We start from the raw sequence: 14,122 nt of genomic DNA, 5'->3' as shown, positions 1-14,122 counted from the left end.
CTTACAAACCAAGTTTCTCTGCGATCCTTCCAACCTCTTGTACAGCAACAGACTCGTCGGGAAGGTCGAAAAGGGGTAACCCTTTAAGGTCTCTTTCTGCGATCATGCTGTCCATCGGAACAGTTCCGATGAGTTCGAGATCAAGATCTTTTGCAGTTTTCTTGATTTCTTCCTTATTGACATCTGTGACCTTGTTCGCAACAACATAGATATTCTTTATATTGGTCTCAAGTTCCTCGGTAAGTTCCCTTATGCGCTCGGCAGTCCTCAGACCACGCCTTGAGCCATCGGTAACCACGATGAGATCATCAACATCACGAATGATCTTACGACTGAAATGCTCAAGACCTGCTTCCGTATCGAGAATGACAACATCATAATTCTTTACGACCTTGTCCATGATACCACGAAGCAGGTTATTGACATAACAGTAGCATCCTGAGCCTTCAGGACGACCCATTACGATAAGGTCGTACTTTGGCATCTCCTCAAGGATCTCATAGATCTTTGATTCGAAGATGGATTCCTTGTTAATGTCAGGAGGGAAATTGTCCCTTTCATCCTGCATGAACTGTTTCATATCACCGACTGTCTTGATAGTTTCGCAACCAAGGGTCTCCGGAAGATTTGTATCCGGGTCTGCGTCGATAGCGAGGACAAGCTTATCAGTTCTTGTAAGATGGCGGATGAGAAGACTGGTTATTGCAGTCTTCCCCGTTCCACCCTTACCTGTTATTGCAATTACTTTTGTCACAGAAGGCCTCTTTTACTCCTTTTTCTGGATAATCACTTTGTCTATGCTGACCTTTGCATTCTTGAGGATGATCTTGACACCGCCAGTTCCGGATGAAGGTGGCATCATCATTGGCATACCCTGCATTGGCATTGCTGCCTGCATCATAGCCGGTGCTGCAAATGTTGCTGCTTCTTCCTCTGCCTCTTCTTCGGCCTCAGGTTCTTCCTCTGCTTCCCATCTCTCGACTATTGGATGTTCCTTGTCAGTAAGGAAACTTCTCAGTGAATCAAGATCCGGAGCATCTTCTTCAGTTGCAACCTTATCAGCAATATCAGCAGGTATGTCAGAAAGCACACGATCTTTCAGGTGTTTTGGCATCCATACAACACGATCCCATCCGCCATCAGACTGAATGAACTTTGGTGACCTGAAATAATTGATACCTATACCAAGGAAACCAACTACCTGTTTTCCACCACCGGTCTGACCTGCCATTGTAGAGAATGGAAGACCATTTGGTGCAGTGCCTGCATAATCCCTGTCTACCCAGCCAATACCATCTACCTCAGGTATGTAGAAACCTACTACCTCGAAGCAACCACATGATGTGTGCGGATATTCAAAGAAAGAGTGAAGTTTGATACGGTCATATTCACCGCTTGAAAGTGACTTTGCGATATCGTTCACACCGGAGAACTCACCGGATTCAGCATCGATCACATCGCCCTTAGGGATTGCGAACTGTGGACCCTCAGGATCGACCTTTGCTGCTGCGCGGCCGTCGAACCAGTTAATAGCACCACAAAGTGAGATCCTGTCTGGTGTGATAACACAGACGTTGGATGGAGCAAATGACTGACAGAGACTGCAGCCATAGAATGTGTCTACATCCTCATCGTGCAGGTCACGTGTCCTGTCATCCCTTGACTTGTAGATGGCCTTTACGTTGTCCATCTCTTTCTCGATCTCTGCAAGATCTGTCACATAGACAGCTTCGACCTTCTCTATGAATGGAAGTTCGTTCTTGAAGAGCATCATAACAGCCTGTGCTATTGGCTCAAAGGATGTTAAGCCCTTAGCCACAGCATCCTTGCTGACACGTATCCATACATCGTAACGCTGATTCAGGTGCATTAAGCCCTGGATGTAGTTCTGGAAATCGTGGTTCCTACGTTCGACTATAGACTCAAGGTCTTCTTCCACAAGTTCTCCTGCGATCTTGTAGATCATTGCGAACGGATGTCTTGATCCCTCTTCCATTTCTGAAAGATCAGGACCGATAAGTGTGAACTTACCATCTTCCACTTCATCCATAGGTGTAGCTCTTACAAGCTCGTAACCTTTTGATTTCGGTCCTGAGAGTTCGACATGCATGCCGTCCTTTCTAATCCTTTCCCCTTCGAACATAGGGGATATCTCAAAGGGGAATTCCTCTGCCATATTTTGTCCTCCGTAATTGTAACCTAATGTTTGTAATATGATTTATGTGATTTTGTCGGGTCTTATAAATTCTCGATCAGTTCATCCAGTGCTTCGACGTGGACCTCCGGAGTTATGTTACCAAAAGACATGGTAGCATTCTGGAGATAATGTCTGTCAATAGAGATAGTTTTGAGTTTAGAGAAGCTCTTCAGACCTGAATATACCTGGTTGATATAGTACTTGAAATGTCCCAGTGAAATTATTGTGTCATACTGGCCTTTGCCATCAAGACCGGTCCAGTTAGGATCACAAAGATATGTTGCAAGAGCGTGGACGTTGATGTATTTTGCATCCACACCTGCATCTACGAAGCCCTTGATAGAATGGCCGGTAGCAGCTACCGGCATATCAGCTTTCTTTGCGATCTCAATAGCACGTTTCAACAACTCTTCGTCTTTGAGGATCTGGGATCCTACAACGAAAAGAGGGCGCTTTGATTTTGATATCAATTTTCCTGCAACATTTGGCTGGACCGCTTTTGAGGTCTTGCAGCCATATGAGCAGTGCATCTGCGTGTTCTTAATTACGTCGACCATGATTAAGCCTCCTTGCAAAGTCTCTTAAGGTTGGTCGGCTGTGCTGAAACATCTGATTTCATCACTGGTCCTGAAAGGATCTTCTTCCTCTTCCAGTCGATCTCCCAACCATGTTCTTCTTCCAGTATCTTAAGCAGCTTTTCACGTTTTGCAAGCGGAAGATCTGTCTCTGTCCTGACGAACTTGTACCAGTCTTCAGGCATGACACCAAGATATTTCTGGCTAAGCTCAATGTAATGTGTCAGTTTGATCATCCTTCCCATGTTGTTATCACTTGGGCGGATACAGCTCTTTGCAAGCATTGGCATCATTTCCTCAACGGTCTCTGCAGTAGTAAGCAGATATTCCGGAGCGGCCGGGATCTTTATTTCACTTCCATCCCTTGCATCGTAGACACTCCACTTATCCTCCTCATAAGGCTTTGAGATAAGTGCCCTGCGGTACTTTGAACCATGAGGCCCGAGAATTACCGGGATACCAAGCCTTGAGCAGCCTGTTCCAATGGAAGCTGCCTTCTGGGAATATGCACCCCATGCAACACCAACAGCACCAACACGGTTGAGTGTATAATCTGCGATCTCTTCATAGTTACCGGAGATATTCTTCTGTGCAAAGATAGCTGCGACCTTGATGACCGCTCCGGTGATATGGGAGTTGGAAACACATGAACCTACGTTCATCAGGCCTCCGCTCCTGAACCTTGAAGGATATTGCTCATAAAGTGTCTGGCCATCCTCGTTCTTGTACATACCAAGGTCCATTGCAGAACAACCGGAAACAACAACAATGTAGTTCCTTCTAAGCATTTCATCTGCGACTGTGTAAAGGTCCTTCGTACCATCAGGATAGTTGGAACATCCGACAAGTGCAATGATACCAGGTGTTGTACCAAGAACAAGGTTAACACCTTCTTCCCTGATCTCCGGATCACTGATAGGTCCTCTACCGGCACGAACTTTTCCAACTTCTTCACTGATCAAATGCTGTGAAGATTTCTCGATAACGTTAACGATATCGATATCCTTTGGACATGCGTATTCACAGCGTCCACATGCGATACATTTGTCATGGATCCACTCGAACTTTGCGAAGTCACCCTCTTTTGCGAGTTTCATTGCTTCGCTTATTGGCAGGTTATCAGGACATGCTACCTCACAGGCAAGACAGTGAACACATTTGTCGACCTGTTCCTTTAGCTCTTCCTCTGTAGGAAGTGCCTTGATACCTTTCTGTTCCCTTATCTCGGACATCATCATGGTAAGACGGGGTGCAAGCTCTCCGAGCTTCTCATAATCGAACATGAGAACACCTTTCTCCTTACCGGTGGTAAGGTCTTCAATGATGTCTTCGATGCTATCATTGGAACGGTCCTTAAGTCCGTACATGACCTTGTCGTTAGTTGTAATGACAGGTATCATGAGCTTACTTGCTTCTTCAAGAACATCAGCGCGGATACACTGTTCATCGACAATGATAACGTCAGGAATTCCGGACCTGATGGTCTTAAGCTCTTTTGCAAGAGTACCAACGATCTTTGCTCGTGGAGGGGTCCTGTCGCCTGCTTTGTAACGAGTCATGTCAAGTGCAGTACAGCACAGGCCTCCGAGCTCCATCTTATCGTTAAGGCCCTTTTCATCCATGTAATCAATGATATCAGTGATAGCTGCAACGTTGTGTCCGATAACGATCAGTGTGGGTTTTGAAGCATCAAGACATCCCATTCCGATATCAGCAAGAGGTGGTTCCTCATCAGATTTGGGGAAATCGAGACAGGATATCTGTGCGATATCTGAGATCTCCATACCAACATGGTCAAGCATACCACCATGAAGTGCCTTTGATTCGAAATCAATTGCTGCTCCTTCCTGACCCACGTGAATCGCTGCAAGCAATTGCGTAAGCTGTTCTTCAACATAGCTTAGAACATCATCAAGGTCTCCGAGCGTTTTTGGCTGAACACCTGTGACAAGCTGGACATTTGGAGCAATAATATTAGTAGCACCAACATCGAGAGCGAAATCCCTTCCATGCAGGTCGATCAGGTGGTGAAGAAGATGTCTTCCGTGTCCGGAGTGCGCTGCTGCACCTGTGATGACACGAAGCATGAACTCACGTGCATTGTGGCCTTCAAGGTTGATACCACATGCTCCTTCTTTGTTACCGCTAAGATCACATGGTCCGAAAGTACAGTAACAACACTGGTCACACATTGGAGTATAGACCGGATTGTACCTGTCCAGAATATTGTGATCCCAATCTCTTAGTGATGAGACACCGGGCTTAACTGTAGGCCCCATTTCAGCATCAATGCTTTCAGCTTCCTTTTCAATAGCACCTACAATGTTGTTGATGGTGATCTGAACATTTTCAAGGTCATCGATAGAAAAGCTACCTGTAGTTAGCTCACTCATATGTTTTCTCTCCTCCTGGATTGAACATTTCATAGTTAGAGGGGTATATAGACTATTCCCCGAGGGTGTTACGAATTATCTAAAACGTAATAACTGACATATAGTCTTTTGAATGTGGGTTTAGTATGTGAATCTCATATATAAATATTTTGGCTATTTGTCATGATTATACTAGATAATTCTTTTGTGAGTTTACACCGTTACAAAAACTAAAAACGATATGCAAACCCATTAAATTATAAAAATCGTGCTCACAGTTAAATATAATATCCTATGTTTGGACGTACCTTTAGAAATCATTTTATTTGATAGCAGATATTGACATATTAGATCATAATAATGTAATTTGTGATCGGGAGGATACTTTGGATAATAAATGCTGGATATGTGGCAAACAGGAACCTATGATGTTTACCTGTCGTCATTGTGGTAAGACATTCTGCTCAGACCACAGACTTCCTGAAAGACATGCCTGCGAGGGACTTGATCGCAATGCAGGATATTCTTCAGGGACTTCCGGAACATCAGGAAACTATAACGGAAGCACTACCGGAGGTCAGGCATACGGAGCGGGAACGGAAATTGATGACGTTATAAAGAATATGATGAAAGATGCAGCCAAAACTGCTGCAAAAGGAGCAGCCACAGGTGCAGTTCACAGGACAAGGTCATCAATATCAACAAGTCCTTCAATGGCCATTATATTCATCTGCATCATTTCATTCTTCCTTGAGCTGATACCAGGTTATGTGGAACTATTCCAGCTTGTCCCGAGCACTGTTTTCCTGAAACCATGGACCTTGATAACACACATGTTCCTGCATGCCAGTTTCGGGCACATATTCTTCAATATGCTGGTACTATTCTTCTTTGGAAGAGAACTGGAAAAACGTATAGGAAAAGACATGTTCCTGTATGTGTACTTCATTTCGGGAGTTGTTGCAGCCATTGGATATGCACTTACCACCAGTGTCAGCTACTATCCTATGGTCGGAGCCAGTGGTGCCATCATGGGAGTTTTCGCCACACTAACTATATTAGCCCCGGATATGCAGGTATATGTATACTTCATACCAATGAGGATAAAATACGCCCTCATGCTCTTTGTACTGCTTGACTTTGCATTGATAGGAGCTCCTGACATGATCGCCCATACCGCTCATCTTAGTGGTGTTCTGGTTGGACTTTACATGGGACTTCGGATCAGGAATTCCAGAAAACAACGCAGAAGAGCAGAGTATGATCCTCGAAGGTGGTGAATCTGAAAACTGATAAACGCCACCTTTCAAGATACCGGCCAAAACCAGAAGAAGGGGAGGAAATCCCCATACAATTTATTGAACTGGAAGAAAAGATCGCTGGATGGTCACCTGAACTTAAAAGGACCATCTACCTTACTGCACCATGCAATTATGATCCTGAAAAGCTTAAACGTGTGCGTGAGGTATTTCTTCTTAAAGTATACAATTGGTTTCTTGATGGAATAAGTGTAATAGAACTATCTCACACAGAACGCATCCAGTTCGAAGATGTAATGAATGATTTTCTCCTCTACGGAGGAGAATTGCGTTATACAAGAAAAAAACAGGGGAAAAAGGCCATCAACCATTTCAGGCTTGAAGACCGACCTGTAGAAGTACGTGCAAAAAGAAGGTTTCTTGGAGAAATATTGTAAACCTTTTTTTATAATGTCGAATAGTATTTTTAAAAAATTCCCATACATTTTAACGAACAATAAGCTTTATCCATTAAGCTTGTATTAAAGATACATCAAATTTCGATTATCTATTATTCATGATCTCTTAAGAGGTGCTATTTATGGAAAATGATCCATTCAAGGAAATTCAGAGACAGATCGAAGGGCTTAAACGTCAACTGCAGGAAAAAGATGAAATGATCATGGACCTGGATGGTCAGATTACTGAATTGACAGCTTACATTAATATGCTTCATGAAAGGTTCACCGGGCTTTCTCTGGAAATGGGCGAACTATTTGAGTCCAATCCTTCCAAAAAGCGTGGAACATATGCAAGGGATTCAATTGTGTATCAGTCCGAATCCGAAGAAACAAAATAATACCTTTCAATTCTTTTTTTAATGAAATAACTAATTATATATTTAATACTAAAAAATAAATTCCACATAGTTAATGCTTTAAGGCAGCCAATGTATAATTAGAGTATGACTTTTCTGAAGCTGCCTGATCACAAAACCAAGATAGTATGCACCATAGGACCTGCTTCTTCATCGGAAGAGGTCTTGCGTGAACTTATACTGAATGGAATGAACGTTGCGAGGATCAACTTTTCCCATGGCAGTTTTGAAAGCCATGGAAAAGTCATCCGTACGATCAAAAAGCTATGCAAAGAACTGGATGTTGTCATTTCCATTATGGCAGATCTTCCTGGCCCAAAGATCCGTGTAGGTCAGCTTCAGGATGAGCCTCTTACCTTACAGAAAGGAGATAAGATAAAACTGACAACGGATAAGATCGTAGGCTCAGGAAATCTGATACCTGTAGATTTTGATAAGCTTCCTTACTGTATTGCAAAGACCACAGATGTTTACTTCAATGACGGCTTCATCCAGATGAGATGTAGTGGTGTCTGCAACAATGAAGCTGAATGTGAGGTCGTTGTAGGAGGCCTGCTTTCCTCCCATAAAGGTGTGAACCTGCCAGGAACTGATCTTTTACTTGATCCTGTTACAGAAAGGGATCTTGAGATCGTGGATTTTGCCTTAGGTGAAGGAGTCAATTGTTTCAGTGTATCTTTCATCGAGCGTGGTTCCGATATAGAGAAAGTAAGATATCATGCTGAGAAAAAGGGCCATTCCGTCTTCCTTGTGGCAAAGATCGAAAGAAGCCAGAGCTTGAAGCACATTGATGGCATACTTGACATGACAGATGGACTGATGGTCGCACGTGGTGATCTTGGCGTAGAGATCCCAATAGAAGAGGTCCCGATAGTCCAGAAGGAGCTGATCCAAAAAGCTAATCTTCGCGGGATACCGGTAATAACTGCAACCCACATGCTTGAATCAATGACCGAGAATATCCGACCAACACGCGCCGAGGCTACTGATGTGGCAAATGCCATCCTTGACGGAACCGATGCTGTAATGCTATCCGGTGAAACGGCCGTTGGAAAATACCCTGTCGAGACCGTAAGGACAATGGTCAATATAGCAAAGCAGACAGAGAAGTGGCGGACAAAGAAAAGCTTTGGCCTTGACCTTATCAGAAAAGGCATCGATGAGACCATCATGAACATAAGTGATGTTATTTCACTTCAGGTACACGAAGCTATCAACAGGCTTCCCATAGAATATGTTGTCACACCTACGTATTCCGGTGGCACCCCAAGACGCATCTCAAGGTTCAAGCCAGAAGAATGGATAATTGCCATGAGCCATCTGGACCTGACATGTGAGCAGCTGGCATATTCCTATGGCGTATATCCCATCAAAGTGATGGATGGGTTTGAAGGCCTTGAAGATAAGGTAAACAATACCATGAGAGCAAAGGGCATAGGCAAATCCAAAGATATGATCGTCCTGACCCAGGGCCATGAAGGTGGTACAAACCTTCTGAAGATCATACAATTGACTTAATTACTTACTACTTAGCTGGCTGCTCGGTTGGCCAACTTATCCGCTTACTTTTTACTTGCTGACCAACTGGATGGCTACTAACTAAATTGAAGTTTAATTTTAAAGTAGCCTTCTATTAAGCCATCAATTATTCAAATTCAAAGTATGCTCTCCAAAAGCAGTAGTGAGATGTCACGCATATCCATCTCTTCATTTTTTTCCTGGCACACGTTTTCCAGATGATGGTAACAGAACGGACAGTAGGAAACAGTTCCATCAGGAGTGTCCTTGAAATGTTCGATGGTAAGCATTGCAGTCTTCGATGAAATTTCCGGGAAATTTGGTTTCACTCCGGCAGGACCACCACAGCATGCTCTTTTTCTGTCGAACATCTCCCTGACCTCAACTCCCATTTCAGAGAGGATCTTTCTTGGGATGTCTGACATTTCCATAATTGCACAGGCATCCCTTATGGATACGGTCTTGTTCAGCTTCTTTGGAATGAGTTTTCCTTCATCAATGAGCTGGTCGAAAAGTGAAAGTGAATATATGACCTCAAATTCAGGTTCACGGAAGAGCTTCGGATATTCTTCCTTAAGAACAAGATAACATCCCGGACATGAAGCAATGACCTTTTTTATCCCGAGGGATTCAAGATATTCAACATACTCTTTTGCATATTCCTTAGCTTCTTCAAGATGGCCATTGTCTATCAGGAAAAGACCACAGCATTTCTCTTCCGGAATAGCCATTGGAGTTATACCTCCTGCATTGAGTATCTTAATGGTGGAGCTGGCGATATCCTGATGTGCAAATGCTATCCAGCAACCTGCCATGTAAGCCACATCAGAGCTATCATTAAGCTCAAGTTCGTCTTTGATCCAGGAATTTCGAATTGAAGCATCCTTCCTTCCCGGACTTCCTGCTTCTAGAATATTCCTGCATATCTGTGATGTCCTAGCAGGCTCTTTTCCATGTTGTGCCAGTATTGCTCTTTCCCTCTGGATAATATCTGTGATCGGAATGTTCACGGGGCATACATCATCGCAGGCACCACAGCGGGTTGAAAGATAAATATCATTAATTTCTTCCTGATCAAGTTCATCTCCATCGAGCAGCTTCTGCAGCAGCATTATCTTCGATCTTGGAGTATACTTGTTGTCCGTCACTTTTGAAATATGACAAACATCATAACATTTTCCACAATCGATACAATAATCCACAGCAAGCAGGTCTTCATCCATATTATTGCTCCTTTGATCTTCCGATGGCATCATATATCTTCTGATACATCAAGCCTTGTATGGAATCGCTGCTCATCTTTATATTTATTATTATTTTCATCAGTATCCTCACTATAAGATTTCACGTCACCCCTTTCCTTACCCTGATAGCAGCTACATTCATATTTGGAATACTCAATGGCATGACCGAATGGCTGGTGCAGTATGTTACCGGGGGTGCCGGTCGAATATTTTCTCTTCTGGGAATCCCCATATATTGTGGAGCAGTGATAGCCCAGATCCTGAGACACGGACACTTTATTGAAAGGATCGTGGATGATGTGAAACGAGCCATCAAAGCACCTGATATGGCTGCAGGAGTTGTAGGCTACCTTCTTTCCATTCCACTCATGTGCTGTCTTACTGCATATGTGGTGATGCTTCCCCTTATTGAACAGATGGAGAAGGAACATTCATCAAATGGAAGGCTTTTCTACATGGCAGCCTTTGGAAGTGTTCTCTCATTCGTGCTCATTTTGCCATTGCCGGTTGTTTATAGCATGACCACGACTTTCAGCGTCCCGCCATCAGAGAGTTTCAGCATCAATCTAATAACAGTCCCTCTTTCCATATTCCTGCTAGGCATCGGTTACGTTGTCTCGAAAAGGCTTAGCAGAGGCCAGCAACACCCGGTTCCGGAACTTGAAGGACTGGTGGAACCAGTCATGTTATCCATTCCCAGATGGAAGATCTGGCTACCAATTGCACTACCAGTCCTCCTGATCACAATAGGCTATTTGTTCTCACCGCTATCAATGATCAGTGACGTGAACATCGCTCTTGTGATCTCAGTATTCGCCTCACTTCTGCTGGTAAGCGAAGGGCCACGAAGGCTCGCACTTGAGAAAGGGACAAAGAATGCAGGCATCATACTCTTTGACCTCTGTGGCGCAGGGGCCCTTGGTTTCGTAATATCGGCAAGCAGTTTCCCGGATGAGGTCTTTGCATTGATATCCGGCATTCTCCCGGTTGTAGTAATACCCTTCGTACTTGCAGTCCTCATTCAGACGGCACAGGGCTCCCGTGTGGTCACAGCAGTCATCACAGCAACAATCCTCGCTGGCACAGATATTGTTGCTTCAATTCCAACGATCCCTCTCATACTGATGATCTCAGCCGGCACACTGGTCGTTTCATATGTCAGTGACCCTTATTTCTGGCTGATACAACGCTCTACAGGAGATTCTATACCAACTGTCGTTCGCAGGTTCACGCTTCCTCTTGCAGGTGCCGGGATTCTGATCTTCTGCTGTGCCATGGTACTTTTCGTGCTTGGCTGAAGCCTTGATTAAGGAACAAAGCGGAAAGGAAAAGAAAGAAAAAGCAGGACAATTCTAAAATCCCATCAGGCCAAACTATAATCTATGCTGTCTGACAGGGTTGTTGTGATCAAAGGTGATATTGTAGAACTGGATGTTGATGCCATCGTAAATGCTGCTAATAATTCCCTTCTGGGAGGTGGCGGAGTGGATGGTGCTATCCATGCTGCAGCGGGACCTGAGCTTCTTGAGGAATGCAGGAGCCTGAAGGGCTGTCCAACAGGAGAGGCAAAGATCACCTCCGGTTATCATCTTCCTGCAAAGTGGGTGATACACACCGTCGGTCCGATATGGAGGGGAGGAACTTCCGGGGAAGATGAAATGCTGGCTCGATGCTATCGCAACAGCCTGAAAGTAGCGGTAAGGAATAGTGTGAGAACTATCGCCTTTCCATCAATAAGCACAGGTGCTTACGGATTCCCTGTAGATAGGGCTTCCAGAATCGCGTTAGCTGAGATCGCTGGTTTTCTTGGAAAAGGTAGTTCTATCGAGAAGGTTCTTTTAGTTTGTTTTAATGAAAGAGCTTTTGAGAGCTATTCCCGTGCTCTAGAGGAAATGGCATTATAAAAGGGAAGGGTTAAGATTTGCATTCCTATTTTCACTATCTGTGTTGTAATGGGGGGCTGGTTGATGTGATTAATTTAATTTTCATCCCATATTGCAAGAACTCCGCCAACTGTAAGTAAAGCTCCGGGAATTATCCACCACATCCAGAAGAATAGGCCAAATCCGATTATGCCGGATACAAGCATTAATTTCCCTCCTTTTTTCATGTCAGTTCTGGCAATATTTCCTCCGGCAATTCCTACCAAACCCACTACCAGTGAAACCAGCCCAAAAAATACCATTGCCAGCAAAGAATCAGACAGTGCGAACATCGTGTCGTAGAATATGACCAATGATGTGATTACTCCTAAGGATCCTCCAACAAATCCCAACGCGGTTTCAACCTTTATGCTCATGACATTTCTTCCCCGATATCCCTCATTGCTATAATTCCACCGGCAGTTAGCAGTATTCCCGGGATGATCCACAATGCAAAGAGCAGGAAGAAACCAAATATACCTGATGCCAGCATTAATTTAGCACCTTTCTTCTTTTCCGTTCTAGCAACAACCGAGCCTGCAATTCCAATCATGCTCAATGCCAGTGCTATGAGACCTAAACCCAAGACTATAAAGTTTGCAATTCCAAAAACCTGACTGGGAGCATAGTCTATTATCCTGCTTCCAAATCCGAAATTGTACGCTGCAACCAAAAATGCAATTGCAGAAGCAGCAACTCCGAAGATTCCTCCACTTGCCCCCAATATTATTGCAGTTTCCTTGCTCATGATATTTCTCCAATGATATCCTGCTTCCTGACCAGATAGTAATACAAGATCGCACCTATAAAATTCAGAAAAATTAAGGCAGCCGACCAGATAAGTTTATCATAATCACCTTTGCCAGGAAAACGATCTATGCTCCTTTGTATACAGTCGACCAACATGAATATCCAGAAAACAAGGGCTATTAAGATGATTCCCCATAACGGTTGGCCTATGTGATATGCAAAAACAATTATCGCAAAGAATACAATAAGTCCGGCAAGCATCCATTCTGAATCACTTTTGCTCATTTGCATGCCTTCCCTTCTGATTATATTCAATTTCATCATTTATTCATTTTAAACGTCTTTACTTTATAGCAGAGCATTTCATTATAATAATTTTATGTCCATTTCATCAAATTATTAAGTTTAATGGGATTTTTGATTATTAGAGACATACATTAATAGTTGCATGAGATGAAATTAATTATACATTTGACGATTTGTTTTGTATAATAGCAAAATAAATTAGCAATGTATTTATAGTAAACATACATATGTTGACATATGTTCCTTCCAACAGGAGATAAACAGTTCGAGTTCTGGAAACTGCGAAGGAGTGGATCCCGCAACATCAATATCGCACACTCATTCAACATATCCAGACAGGCAGTATCCAGGGCACTTATTGGCATGGACAAACGTGTTGAAAATATATTGCTTGAGATGGCGAGATCAAACCAGATTCATGTGGAGAGTATGAACATTGAAAGAGGAATATTGTTCGGTCAGTCAATTCCCCTGAATGTTGATGCCTTGATCTTTGTGTCTGAAAAATATGGTGTTCAGGTGTGGTATGAGCACGAGGGAGATTGCAATGAATGCAGCAGGTACAAGGAGTGCATGGAATTGCTCTGGGATTTTGCAGATGAGATGAAGATCAAGCTCGAACAAACGGACGATCCAACAAAACTGGCAGAGGAACTGTTTGAGAAGTTGAGGGAGTTAGTATGACAATAAATGTGGCAGAAACGATACGGAGAATCATGGGATGGTGTCCCAATGCAAATATGGGGAGATTAAAATCATCTCAGCAGATTGATTTTGCAAACACTTCACTGAAACCATCAGGAAAGGTGAATAAAAGAAATTCAGAATGGACAATCGTTGGACTTATAGTATTTTTCGCGATATTCGTATTCACATTTCACATCGGTCAGCTATTATGGGGAATCATTGCAATGGCCCTTGTTTTTTGGTTTTTCATGTTAGCCGACTGTCTGCAAAGAAGCACAGATCGTTTTCCCGGTAAAGGCGAATATGATAAATTGATCTGGTCGGCTGTCCTGATAATCCTGAATTTCATAGGTGCAGTGTTGTATTACTATCTGGTAAAGATTCAGGAAAACAAGACGAACCTACAAAACTGACAGAGGAACAGTTTGAGAAGTTG

16 protein-coding genes are annotated in these 14,122 nt (G+C 43.3%); 8 read left to right on the top strand and 8 right to left on the bottom strand.

The window, feature by feature from the left end; all coding sequences use genetic code 11:
- Position 1: 1 nt before the first annotated feature.
- From LI82_RS06500 to cdhA, 4 genes are all read right to left on the bottom strand, one after another.
- Complete coding sequence (locus LI82_RS06500; RefSeq protein WP_048194336.1) at positions 2 to 754, bottom strand: ATP-binding protein; 753 nt, start codon at positions 752 to 754, stop codon at positions 2 to 4.
- A gap of 12 nt (positions 755 to 766) precedes the next feature.
- The gene (cdhC, locus tag LI82_RS06495; protein ID WP_048194334.1) at positions 767 to 2,176 is read right to left on the bottom strand and encodes a CO dehydrogenase/CO-methylating acetyl-CoA synthase complex subunit beta; all 1,410 of its coding nucleotides are present in this window, start codon (positions 2,174 to 2,176) and stop codon (positions 767 to 769) included.
- Between the two features lie 62 nt (positions 2,177 to 2,238).
- Positions 2,239 to 2,754 (bottom strand): CO dehydrogenase/acetyl-CoA synthase complex subunit epsilon, encoded by a 516-nt coding sequence (cdhB, locus tag LI82_RS06490; protein ID WP_048194332.1) that lies wholly within the window; start codon positions 2,752 to 2,754, stop codon positions 2,239 to 2,241.
- 2 nt (positions 2,755 to 2,756) lie between these two features.
- Positions 2,757 to 5,165, bottom strand: coding sequence for a CO dehydrogenase/acetyl-CoA synthase complex subunit alpha (gene cdhA, locus LI82_RS06485; RefSeq protein ID WP_048194329.1), 2,409 nt, complete (start codon positions 5,163 to 5,165; stop codon positions 2,757 to 2,759).
- A 365-nt stretch (positions 5,166 to 5,530) separates the two neighbouring features.
- On the opposite strand from cdhA, the gene LI82_RS06480 reads away from it, so the two are divergent.
- The 4 genes from LI82_RS06480 to pyk all read left to right on the top strand — a co-directional run bounded on the left by LI82_RS06480 (position 5,531) and on the right by pyk (position 8,777).
- Entirely contained in the window at positions 5,531 to 6,424 is an 894-nt protein-coding gene (locus LI82_RS06480; protein WP_081955764.1) for a rhomboid family intramembrane serine protease, read from the top strand.
- The gene (locus LI82_RS06475; RefSeq protein ID WP_236622690.1) at positions 6,421 to 6,840 is read left to right on the top strand and encodes a hypothetical protein; all 420 of its coding nucleotides are present in this window, start codon (positions 6,421 to 6,423) and stop codon (positions 6,838 to 6,840) included. Before LI82_RS06480 ends, LI82_RS06475 begins: the two co-directional genes overlap by 4 nt.
- 143 nt (positions 6,841 to 6,983) lie before the next feature.
- Positions 6,984 to 7,241, top strand: coding sequence for a hypothetical protein (locus LI82_RS06470; protein ID WP_048194326.1), 258 nt, complete (start codon positions 6,984 to 6,986; stop codon positions 7,239 to 7,241).
- A 114-nt stretch (positions 7,242 to 7,355) separates the two neighbouring features.
- Positions 7,356 to 8,777 (top strand): pyruvate kinase, encoded by a 1,422-nt coding sequence (gene pyk / locus LI82_RS06465; RefSeq protein WP_048194606.1) that lies wholly within the window; start codon positions 7,356 to 7,358, stop codon positions 8,775 to 8,777.
- 137 nt (positions 8,778 to 8,914) lie between these two features.
- Here pyk and LI82_RS06460 read toward each other — a convergent pair whose 3' ends face one another.
- Positions 8,915 to 10,000: a (Fe-S)-binding protein gene (locus LI82_RS06460; RefSeq protein ID WP_048194324.1), complete on the bottom strand. Its 1,086-nt coding sequence runs from the start codon at positions 9,998 to 10,000 to the stop codon at positions 8,915 to 8,917.
- Between the two features lie 59 nt (positions 10,001 to 10,059).
- On the opposite strand from LI82_RS06460, the gene LI82_RS06455 reads away from it, so the two are divergent.
- Together LI82_RS06455 and LI82_RS06450 are read left to right on the top strand one after the other, a co-directional pair.
- A complete protein-coding gene (locus LI82_RS06455; RefSeq protein ID WP_048194322.1) occupies positions 10,060 to 11,319 on the top strand; it encodes a GntP family permease in 1,260 nt (419 codons plus the stop codon).
- An 84-nt stretch (positions 11,320 to 11,403) separates the two neighbouring features.
- The gene (locus LI82_RS06450; RefSeq protein WP_048194320.1) at positions 11,404 to 11,925 is read left to right on the top strand and encodes an O-acetyl-ADP-ribose deacetylase; all 522 of its coding nucleotides are present in this window, start codon (positions 11,404 to 11,406) and stop codon (positions 11,923 to 11,925) included.
- Positions 11,926 to 11,999: 74 nt separating this feature from the next.
- On the opposite strand, the gene LI82_RS06445 is transcribed toward LI82_RS06450, so the two are convergent.
- From LI82_RS06445 to LI82_RS06435, 3 genes are read right to left on the bottom strand one after another with little or no spacing between them, the layout of a single operon-like run.
- Complete coding sequence (locus tag LI82_RS06445; protein WP_048194319.1) at positions 12,000 to 12,320, bottom strand: hypothetical protein; 321 nt, start codon at positions 12,318 to 12,320, stop codon at positions 12,000 to 12,002.
- The gene (locus tag LI82_RS06440; protein ID WP_048194317.1) at positions 12,317 to 12,691 is read right to left on the bottom strand and encodes a DUF4064 domain-containing protein; all 375 of its coding nucleotides are present in this window, start codon (positions 12,689 to 12,691) and stop codon (positions 12,317 to 12,319) included. The genes LI82_RS06445 and LI82_RS06440 overlap by 4 nt, the downstream gene beginning before the upstream one ends.
- A complete protein-coding gene (locus tag LI82_RS06435) occupies positions 12,688 to 12,978 on the bottom strand; it encodes a PLDc N-terminal domain-containing protein (protein WP_081955775.1) in 291 nt (96 codons plus the stop codon). The genes LI82_RS06440 and LI82_RS06435 overlap by 4 nt, the downstream gene beginning before the upstream one ends.
- A 258-nt stretch (positions 12,979 to 13,236) precedes the next feature.
- Here LI82_RS06435 and LI82_RS06430 point away from each other — a divergent pair, with 258 nt between their 5' ends.
- Together LI82_RS06430 and LI82_RS06425 are read left to right on the top strand one after the other, a co-directional pair.
- On the top strand, positions 13,237 to 13,683 hold the full coding sequence (locus LI82_RS06430; RefSeq protein ID WP_048194316.1) for a hypothetical protein: 447 nt from the start codon (positions 13,237 to 13,239) through the stop codon (positions 13,681 to 13,683).
- Positions 13,680 to 14,099 (top strand): DUF1673 family protein, encoded by a 420-nt coding sequence (locus LI82_RS06425; RefSeq protein ID WP_048194314.1) that lies wholly within the window; start codon positions 13,680 to 13,682, stop codon positions 14,097 to 14,099. The genes LI82_RS06430 and LI82_RS06425 overlap by 4 nt, the downstream gene beginning before the upstream one ends.
- The last annotated feature ends 23 nt before the right edge of the window (positions 14,100 to 14,122 follow it).

Origin of the sequence: Methanococcoides methylutens (genome assembly GCF_000765475.1) — an archaeon.
Lineage (GTDB): Archaea > Halobacteriota > Methanosarcinia > Methanosarcinales > Methanosarcinaceae > Methanococcoides > Methanococcoides methylutens.
This window is presented reverse-complemented; position numbering and strand designations above follow the sequence as displayed.